The organism is Candidatus Zixiibacteriota bacterium, from assembly GCA_035574315.1.
Lineage (GTDB): Bacteria > Desulfobacterota > Binatia > UBA9968 > UBA9968 > DATLYW01.
The window spans coordinates 1-9,244 of record DATLYW010000045.1 but is presented as its reverse complement, the minus strand read 5'-3'; the positions used below and the strand labels follow the sequence as shown (position 1 = coordinate 9,244).

At 65.5% G+C, this 9,244-nt stretch carries 9 protein-coding genes; all 9 read right to left on the bottom strand.

The features are described from left to right. Positions 1-53: 53 nt before the first annotated feature. The 9 genes from VNN77_15065 to VNN77_15025 all read right to left on the bottom strand — a co-directional run bounded on the left by VNN77_15065 (position 54) and on the right by VNN77_15025 (position 9,010). Positions 54-1,523 (bottom strand): cytochrome b N-terminal domain-containing protein, encoded by a 1,470-nt coding sequence (locus VNN77_15065; GenBank protein HXG52715.1) that lies wholly within the window; start codon positions 1,521-1,523, stop codon positions 54-56. Between the two features lie 95 nt (positions 1,524-1,618). Next, a complete protein-coding gene (locus VNN77_15060) occupies positions 1,619-2,116 on the bottom strand; it encodes a Rieske 2Fe-2S domain-containing protein (GenBank protein ID HXG52714.1) in 498 nt (165 codons plus the stop codon). After that, the gene (locus tag VNN77_15055; protein ID HXG52713.1) at positions 2,113-4,041 is read right to left on the bottom strand and encodes an FAD-dependent oxidoreductase; all 1,929 of its coding nucleotides are present in this window, start codon (positions 4,039-4,041) and stop codon (positions 2,113-2,115) included. Before VNN77_15055 ends, VNN77_15060 begins: the two co-directional genes overlap by 4 nt. Positions 4,042-4,054: 13 nt before the next feature. Then, on the bottom strand, positions 4,055-4,843 hold the full coding sequence (locus VNN77_15050) for a radical SAM protein (protein HXG52712.1): 789 nt from the start codon (positions 4,841-4,843) through the stop codon (positions 4,055-4,057). Positions 4,844-4,872: 29 nt separating this feature from the next. Then, a complete protein-coding gene (acd, locus tag VNN77_15045; protein ID HXG52711.1) occupies positions 4,873-6,024 on the bottom strand; it encodes a glutaryl-CoA dehydrogenase Acd in 1,152 nt (383 codons plus the stop codon). 11 nt (positions 6,025-6,035) lie between these two features. Beyond that, positions 6,036-6,485: a GNAT family N-acetyltransferase gene (locus VNN77_15040; GenBank protein HXG52710.1), complete on the bottom strand. Its 450-nt coding sequence runs from the start codon at positions 6,483-6,485 to the stop codon at positions 6,036-6,038. Between the two features lie 22 nt (positions 6,486-6,507). Continuing rightward, a complete protein-coding gene (locus VNN77_15035) occupies positions 6,508-7,302 on the bottom strand; it encodes an enoyl-CoA hydratase family protein (GenBank protein ID HXG52709.1) in 795 nt (264 codons plus the stop codon). Between the two features lie 42 nt (positions 7,303-7,344). Beyond that, positions 7,345-8,199: an amidohydrolase family protein gene (locus VNN77_15030; protein ID HXG52708.1), complete on the bottom strand. Its 855-nt coding sequence runs from the start codon at positions 8,197-8,199 to the stop codon at positions 7,345-7,347. Between the two features lie 46 nt (positions 8,200-8,245). Beyond that, a complete protein-coding gene (locus VNN77_15025; GenBank protein HXG52707.1) occupies positions 8,246-9,010 on the bottom strand; it encodes an SDR family NAD(P)-dependent oxidoreductase in 765 nt (254 codons plus the stop codon). Between the last annotated feature and the right edge of the window lie 234 nt (positions 9,011-9,244).

The following is a 9,244-nucleotide window of genomic DNA, read 5'->3' as shown; positions in this document are numbered from 1 at the left end:
AATTTGAACGAAGCGAAGCGATTGCACGGTTTGAACGGCTTGGATCATTTCTTTCAGTGTCCCGGCCACTGGGCCGGCGACCAGTAAAATTCCCAGTTCGGTCCGCGGAAGTAGGTGCCGATCGCGGTGAGCACGACGAAACCGCAGACGAAGCAGGTGAACAGGGCGAGAGCGCCGGCGCGCGTGGAGTCGTATGTCTTCAAACACCGCAGGGAGTAAAGAGCGTACAAGACCGTGAGCAGCGTTCCCGGGTTGACCAGGGTGATGACCAGCTGGGGTGCGGCGGGCCACCATTGACGAATCCACCCGAAGCGAATCACGAACGCCTCGACGGCGATGACCGCGGCGAGGCCGAAGACGAGCGAACGGACGACCAGCGGTTTGCCGCCCGGCCCACCGAACCACACGCCGGTTCCTTCGGTTTCGCGATCCAGGTAGGGAATCAGGCCCAGACCGACGAGCACGATCATCGGGATGCCGATGCCCCCCATGAACGCGGAGTGGGAAACCAGTTCCTGGAGACCCAAAAAATACCATGGCGCCTTGGCGGGATTTTCGGGAACGGCGGGATTCGCCACTTCCTTGAGCGGGGCGTCGAGGAAAATCGCCAGAACGACGGAAAGCGCCACCGTCAACATGAACACGGCGGCCTCCGCGATCATGAGATGCGGCATGGAGGGAACCGTCTGCTCCGGCCCGTTGCCGACCGCCGCCGTTCTCCCCTTGACCAGCGCGGCGAGGCTGTAGGTCTTTTGCGGCGCTTCCGTGAAGACCGGATAGACGTCCGTCCCTGGAGGTCCGAGCCGTTTTTCCGCGTCGGCGGGCCGGGCGAGACCTCCGTCTTTGCGAATGCGCCAGAAATGAACGCTCATGAGCGCCACGAGCAGCAGCGGGAGGATCATGACGTGAAAGAGGTAGAAGCGGATGAGCGCTTCTTCCCCGACGTCTTCGGAGCCCAGAAGAAGCAGTTTTTGCAGTCCGCCGATATCCAGCCATCGGGTGATTCCGAGCGCGTCGGTCACCTCCCGGGGAGACTGGGCGATGTTGGCGCCGATGGTGATCGCCCAATACGCGAGCTGGTCCCAGGGAAGGAGATAACCGGTAAAGGAGAGACCGAGGGTTGCCACCAGCAGTCCCATCCCGATCACCCAGTTGAATTCGCGCGGCGCCCGGTAAGCCGCGGTGTAGAAGACCCGCGCCATGTGCAGCAGCACGAGCACCACCATCATGTTGCCCGACCAGCGGTGGATGTTGCGAATGAAGCGCCCCGTCGGCACCACGAAATGGATGTCCTTGATCGAGAGGTAGGCAACGTCCGGGTACGGCTTGTAATAGAACATGAGCAGCACGCCGGTGATCAGCAGGACGAAGAAGCAGGAGAGCGCGGCAATGCCGAGCCCCCAGGTGGTCGACCAGCGCAGGCTCCACCGGTGGGTTCGAACCGGATGCAGGTGCAAAAAGACGTTGCCGAAAACGAACGCGGAACGCGTCCGATCCGACCGGGGCTTCCCGCTGCGAAACATCGTCTCGCCGAAGCGACGGGGAACCGCTTTCAGGTTTCCGATGAAGCGGGCCGACGCCGGAACATCCGGTGGATTTTCTCTCTGCGCGGGGCGGCTCATACGGTCACGGTGGTGCCGGGCGGCACGGTCTTGCCCTCGTCCACCAGGAACTGGTTCGGGCCCACGGATTTGATCTCCAGCCAGGGCAGCGGCTTCGGCGCGGGCCCTTTCAATACGGTTCCGTCTTTCGCGAACTTCGAGCCGTGACACGGGCAATCGAAGCCGGACTCGGTGGCGTTCACGATGCAGCCCAGGTGCGTGCAAATCCTGGAAACCGCGTATACGCCGTTGCCCTCCTTGTAGATCGCGACGGAACGACCCGCCGGGACGTAGGGCTGACCGGGGGCGAGCGACGCGGGCAGCGCGACGGGGAACCTCTTCGATGGGGAAGGAAGGACGGCGGCCTTCGGCAGGCGGATCGCGCCGAGAAACCCGAAGAGCAGGGCGGCCGCTGCGGACCACCAGGCCGTCAGACCGAGAAAATCTCTGCGCGCCATGGGCTCGGGCTCGAGCCGCGACCGTCCGGTTTCCCCGGTATCGGGATCGTTTTTCATGCCGTTCTCCACTCGGTTCGGAAAATGACGCGCTCCATCGCAATGGCATCGGCAGGGCAGCGCTCGACGCAAAGCGCGCAGCGGATGCAGCGATCCTCGTCCTTCAGGATGGCGGAGGCGTCGTCCCGGTCGGCGCCGTCCCCGAGCCGTGATCGAATGAGGTCGGTCAGCTCCGGGGTAGAATGGAGGGACGAGACCGGGACCAGCGTCAGGCAAAGCGTCGGACAGACGTCGGCGCAGCCGCCGCACAGAATGCAGCGAGCGGAATCGAAGACCGGCGTCACGCCGCAATCCAGGCAGCGGGAGGCCTCGCGCACGGCGTCCCGTTCCTCCAGGCGTTTTTCCACCAGCGCCCTGGGATCCCGGACGCGCTCCTCGATAGCCAGCGCGGGCAGCTCGACGCGGCGGATTCGCTCGTAGCCGCGCTCGCGCCGATAGCGGTCGAGCCGGATGAAGCTCGTCAGGGTTTCGGGGTGGAGCGCCCGTCCGGTCAGATACTGGTAGACCGAGCGGGCCGCCCGCTTGCCGGAAGCGACGGCGTCGATCAGCAACCGGGTGCCGTGGGCGAGATCCCCCGCGACGAAGACCCCTGCGGCCGAAGTCATCAGCGTGGCCGGATCCACCTTCGGCCAGCCGGGACGGATCTGCTCGACATCGGCGCCGCCGTCGTCGAGGAACGAAAGGTCCGGCGCCTGACCGGCGGCAATCAAAACCGTGTCGCACTCCAGAGTCCGGCGGTCGTGCTCCGCGAACTGCGGCGCGAAGCGTCGTTGATCGTCGTAGACGCGCAGGCAACGCTTGATCTCGAGACCGCGGACGCGTCCGAGGGAATCCCGCTGAATTTCCACCGGCCCCCAGCCGGAGAGGCGCTCGATTCCCTCCTCGGCTCCCTCCCGGATTTCCACGGTGTCCGCCGGCATCTCCTCGAGCGTTTCCAGCGAGACCAGACGAACGCGCCGGGTTCCGGCCAGGCGCGCGGCGGTGCGCGCCGCGTCGTAAGCGGCCTGGCGTACCACGGTGCGCGCGACGTCGTAGGCGACGTTGCCGCCGCCGATCACTGCGACGTCCGAGCCGAGCGGCAAGCGCTCGCCGAGCGCGACCGCGCGAAGGAAATCGACGCCGCCGTAAACCCCCGGGCCCTGCTCGCCCGCAAGGCCCAGGCTTCGCGAACGCTTTGCGCCCACGGCGATGATCACGGCGGCGAAATCCGCGCGCAGGGCGCGCAGCGAGATGTCCCGGCCGACCCTGGCGTTGCAGCGGATCTCCACGCCGAGCGCCTGGATGACGGCGATCTCGCGGCGGATGAGCTCGCGGGGTAGGCGGTACTCGGGCACCCCCAGAGCGAGCATGCCCGCCGGTACGGGCTCCGCCTCGAAAATCACCGGCTGGAAACCGAGCAGGGCGAGATCGTGCGCGGCGCTCAGTCCCGCCGGCCCCGACCCGACGATGGCGACCCGCTCCCCGTTTGCCGGAACGAACGCTCCGCGCGCGGCCGCCCGGAGCAGAGAAGCCATCTCTTCGGAGTCGGCGGCGACGCCGGGCTCGTACGAGCGCAGCGCCTGCAGGATCTCATCGGCGCCGCGAGCCTCCGCGCCGTGGGACTCGCAGACGAATCTCTTGAGCGCCCGGATGGCAATCGGCCGGTCCAGCGCCACGAACGACCCGTCGTCGTCGGTGCGGGGAATTTTGCCCCGCCGGCACGAGAGCTCGCAGGGGGCGCCGCAGATTCTGCCGCAGATGGAAGCGAGAGGGTTGGGTCCCCGGGCGATCAGATAAGCCCGTTCGAAGTCCCCGTCGGCGATCGCCCGCACGTAGCCGCGCGCGTCGGTGTGCACCGGACAGGCGACCTGACATGAAATCAGCTGCCTGTGGTGAGCGGCGGAGGGAAGCTCAACCCGATAGCCGTTCTGTAGCACCTGTTCCACGGCAACGTTTCCGCTAGCATATCTCGACCGGGATTCGCGTGCGCCAGTGAACCTCCTCGGCGATCCACTGCAGCGTCGGCAGGCTGACCTTCTCGATCCTGGGATCGACGGGCGGGCGATCCAGCGTGTAGATTTGCACCAGCGCGGGACGGATTTCCTCGATCCGCTCGGACCACAGCTCCACCGAATCGGGGTCGGCGTTGGTCACCCGGCCTTGAACGAAAAGAGAGGCGAGGTGCACTCTTTTCAGCTCCCTCAGGCCGGCGACCAGCTCTCCCACGTAAATCGGCCCCGCGGGTTGATTGAGCTCCCGGATCAGCTCCTCGCTGCCGGCATCGAACTTCATCACGTTGAGATCGAGCAGGTCCAGGGTGTCGCGCACGCGGGGATCGGCGACGGTGGAGGAGTTGGAGAAGATGGCGGTGGCGGCGCGGGGGAGGTAACGATCGCGGAGTTCCTTGACCGCCTCCACGATCTCGCGCAAATGCGGGTGAAGCGTCGGCTCGCCGTTGCCGCAAATGACGATCGAGTCGGCGCGCCTGCGGTTGTGCGACAACCGCTGCAGCGCGTTCTCGAGCGCGCCGAGGACCTTGTCGGGCGGCGGCGTGTCCTTGAGCCGATCGCCCGGCGGAGCCGTCGCCCGGCAGGTCCAGCTGTAGGGGCAGCACAGACAGTTGAACGAGCAGAGCTTGTACCGCGACGGCATGAGGTTGACCCCGAGGGAGAAACCGAGCCGTCGGGAGCGCACGGGGCCGTACACGATCCTCGATCGGATGGGCCGTTTCTGTAAAGCGACCGCCAACACGTTTCACCTCAGAGAGCCCGGACGCCTCAACGGTTCGCCCTCCTGTAGCCGAGAGCATCCTGGGCGATGATGAGCTTGTGGATGTTCGCCGACCCCTCCACGATCTGATACGCCTTGGCGTCGCGCAGGTAGCGCTCGACCGGGAATTCCGTGGAGTAGCCGTAGGCGCCGAGAATTCTTACCGCCGCGTCCGCGTTGAAGGCCGCGGCCTCGGCCGCCGCGTACTTGGCGACGGAGACCTCGAGGTTGTTCGGCCGCCCGCGGTCGGCGAGCCAGGCGGCCCGATAGACGAGCAAGCGGGCGGATTCCTCCTGGACCGTCATCTGGGCGATCAGGTCCTGGTTCATCTGGAACTCGCCGATGCGCCGGCCGAACTGCTTTCTCTGGTTCGAGTAGTCCAGCACGGCCTCGCGGGCGGCCCGAGCCAGGCCCAGCGCGCCCGCCGCGCAGCTCAAGCGCGTGTGGTTGAGGTGGCGCATGCAGATCCGGAAACCGTCCCCTTCGGCGCCGACGCGGTTTTCCCCGGCGATCTCGAAATCCTCGAAGGTCAGCTCGCCGGTGGGCGAGGCGTGGGTACCCATCTTGCCGAGCTCGCGCCGGCTGACCCCCGGGCGATTGAGGTCGACGTAGAAAGCGGACATGCCGCGGTGCCCGAGCGCCCGGTCGGTGTACGCGAAAACGATGCCCGAGTCGGCCACGGTGGCGTTCGAGATCCAGGTCTTGGTCCCGTTCAACACGTAGCCGCGCCCGTTGCGCGCCGCCGTCGCCCTCATGCCCGCGACGTCGGACCCGGCATCGGGCTCCGTGATCGCAAAACAGCCCAGGGAGCCCCCCGAGACCAGCGCCGGAATGTAAGCCCGTTTTTGCTCCTCGGTGCCGAACTCGAGAAGGGTCACCGCCGGTCCCGCCTGCATGTTGAGATAGACGCGGATGGCGCTGTGGGCGCGCGCGATCTCCTCCGAGATGACGGCGTGGCCGAGGAATCCCAGGCCGTTTCCCCCGTATTCTTCGGGGATGAGGCAGCCGAAAAACCCCAGCTCGCCCATTTTGGCGATCAGGTCGCGGCGAAAGACGTGGTTTCGATCGTCCTGAGCGGCGGTCGGGGCGATCTCCTTGTCGGCGAACTCGCGCGCCAGATCCCTGACGGCGGCGATCTCTTCCGGCAGCTCGAAATCCATGGAGCCCCGCGTCAGGTCGTGATCTCCTTGACGAAGTGGACCATCTTGCCCTGCACGAAGCCGAGGCGGCTGAAGAACTCCTTGATGTCCGATTGCTGGTTGTCGATCAGGGTGAAGATGGTCTTGACGCCGTGGTCTTCGGCCGACGCGGCGAAACGCTCCACCAGAGCCCGGGCGACGCCGCGATGGCGGTAGACGGGGTCGACGCCGATGATCTCGATCCAGGCGACCGTTCCCGGAAGCCCGAACTCCAGCTCGCCGGCGCGCCCCAGGAGAAAGCCGACGACGCGGTTGTCCAGCTCGGCGACCAGGGAGGCCCAGTGCGGGCGGATCGCCTCGGAGATCTCGATTCTTTTCTCCCAGTAGTCCCGGCGGGCGACACCGGTCACGCGTTCCTCGATATCGACGATGGTCGCGAGGTCGCTCTTGTCCAGGTTCCTCACGTAGACGTCTTTTGCCATAAGCGGTTTACCTCCGGGGCGTTCACTTCTGATTGAATTTCGGCGGGCGCTTTTCGACGAACGCCCGGTAGCCTTCCTGAAAGTCGGCGGTCTCCATACATCGCGCCTGGGCCATCGCTTCCATCTCCAGCGCGGTTTTGAGATCCGTGTGGGCCTCGAAGTTGAGCAGCTCCTTGGTGACGCCGAGCGCGTAGAGCGGACCTTCCTTGAGCCGCCGCGCCAGCGCATAGGCCTCTTCCATCAAGCGCTCCCCGGGAACGACCCGGTTGGCCAAGCCGATGCGATAGGCCTCCTGCGCGTCGATGGTATCGCCCAGGTAGACCAGCTCCGTCGCCCTGCCCAGGCCCACGATCCGGGGCAGGAGATACAGGGCTCCCATGTCGGCTCCGGCGAGCCCCACCTTGACGAAAAGGAACGAAGCCTTGGCGCTCTCCGAAAAGATGCGGAGGTCGGAAGCGAGCATCAACATCGCGCCCGCGCCGGCCGCGATGCCGTTCACCGCGGCGACGATCGGCTTCTTGAGGTTGCGCATGTTCTCCACGACGTTGCAGGTCATGCGGGTGAACCGGTAGAGCTCCTCGCCCTTCATCCTGAGCAGCGGGCCGATGATGTCGTGGACGCTCCCGCCGGAGCAGAATCCCTTGCCGGTGCCGGTGAGGACGAGCACCTTGACCGCGTCGTCGCGCGCCAGGTCGGCCGTCATCTTCTCGAGCTCGGCATAGGTCTCGAACGTCAGCGCGTTGAGCCTTTCCGGATCGTTCAGGCGCGCGGTGGCGATGCCGTCGTCGACCTCGAAAACGAAGCTGCGATAACTCATCTCGTTCTCCCCGGGCTCCGCGATCGTCTTCCCGTGCCCCGGCTAGGCCAGCCGGAACAACTGAACGGCGTTGTCGCGGAGGAGTTTTTTCTTCGCCTCCTCCCTCAATCCCAAAGCTTCGATCTGCTCGAGGCTTTCCTTCCACGGCAGGCCGTTGGTCCCCCACAGGGAGCGGTCCTGCCCCATGCGGCTGTTGATGTAGTGGATGATTTCGGGCTTGAGGTACTTCGGCATCCAGGCGTCGATGCCGAAGTAGACGTTGTCCCACTTGTAGCAAACCGAGATCAGCTCCTCGACCCAGGGCCACCCGGTGTGGGCGCCGACGATTTTCAGGTCGGGAAAATCGCTGGCGATGCGATCCAGGTAGATCGGCCGCGCGTGCTCGCTCGGCATCGCCTCGAGCACGTGGCCGACCTGCATGGAGACCGGAACGTCGAGCTCGGCGCACTTGGCGTAAAGCGGATACATCTTGGCGTCGTGCAGGGGGATGTCGAAGCCGTAGATGTGAACGTAGACGCCCTTGAAGCCGTGCTCCTTCACCGCGCGCTCGATCTCCGCCAGCGATTCCTTGATGCGAAACGGGTTGTAGCCGGCCAGCCCGACGAAGCGGTCGGGATAGCGCTCGAGGTACTGCGCGACCTCCTCCAGCTTCGTGTCCATGTACATCCACTTGTTGCGGTACGACCACATCTTGCACTGGGTGATGAAGACCTTGTCGACGCCGGCTTCGTCCATCTTGGCGACCATCGCGTCGATGCTGTCGTACTGGGGCAGCCCTCCGATGGCCCTCTCCATCCGGCAGATGAGCTCTCCCTTCTTGGCCTCGTTCCACCTGGCGATGAACTCGGGCGTCGCCACGTAGTACATGAAGTCGATCGCTTTCACGCCATCGCGCATCTCCGTCTCCTTTCCGGTCGCACCCTCGCGGGAGAGCGAAGGGCGCTCACACCATCGTCAACCCTCCGCTCACGCTCAGGGTCTGTCCGGTGATGAAGTCGGCGGACGACGAGGCCAGGAAGCGGACGGCGTCGGCGATCTCTTCCGGCTTGGCCGCGCGGCGGAACGGCGTCGCCTTGATCACCGCTTCCACGATTCTTTCGGTTTGCGGCGACTGGGCCCGGATCGCCTGCAGCAGCGGCGTGTCGGTCATTCCGGGGCAGACCACGTTCACGTTGATCTTGTAGCGCGCCACCTCGCGCGCCAGCGTCTTCGAGAAGGCGATCACGGCCCCCTTGGTCCCGGAATAGACCGCCTCCCAGGACGAGCCTACCCGGCCGGCGTCCGAGGCGATGTTGACGACCTTGCCGGCGCCGCGGGCGATCATGTGCGGCAGCACCGCGCGGCAGGTGTGAAGCACCGACTTGAAATTGATGGCGATGATCTTGTCCCAGGTTTCCTCGTTGCTTTCCACGAAAGGCTCGAGCCGGTCCCATCCGGCGCAGTTGACCAGAATGTCGATCTGGCCGAACTCCTTCAGCACGGTTTCGACCATGCGCTCCACTTCGGCCCGCTTCGTCAGGTCGACCGGGCAGGCGATCGCCGGGGCAAAACCGCAGTCCGTCGCTTCGTCCCGCACCCGGTTGGCGTTGTCCGCCGCGATGTCGGCGACCGCCACGCGCGCTCCGTCGAGCGCCAGTGCAAGAACGGTTGCGCGGCCGATGCCGCTCGCGCCCCCGGTTACGATCGCTGTCTTGTTTCTCAGGCTCATGCTTGACTCCTTTGGGGTTGGTTTCGTCGGATTTTATCCGCTGTCGAAAAATTTCCGCTAGGCGGTCCGGGCGACGCTCGCTGCCTCCATGCCTTCTTCCCGTCTTTTTTTTAGGCGGTTGATGCCGAGCAGGGCGGCGCCGAGGGCGCCGACCATATGGGGTTGCGGGGGGAGGTTGATTTTGCGTTTGAGGGTATCCTCGAGGGCTTTGACCATGCCGGGCTGCAGGGCGAC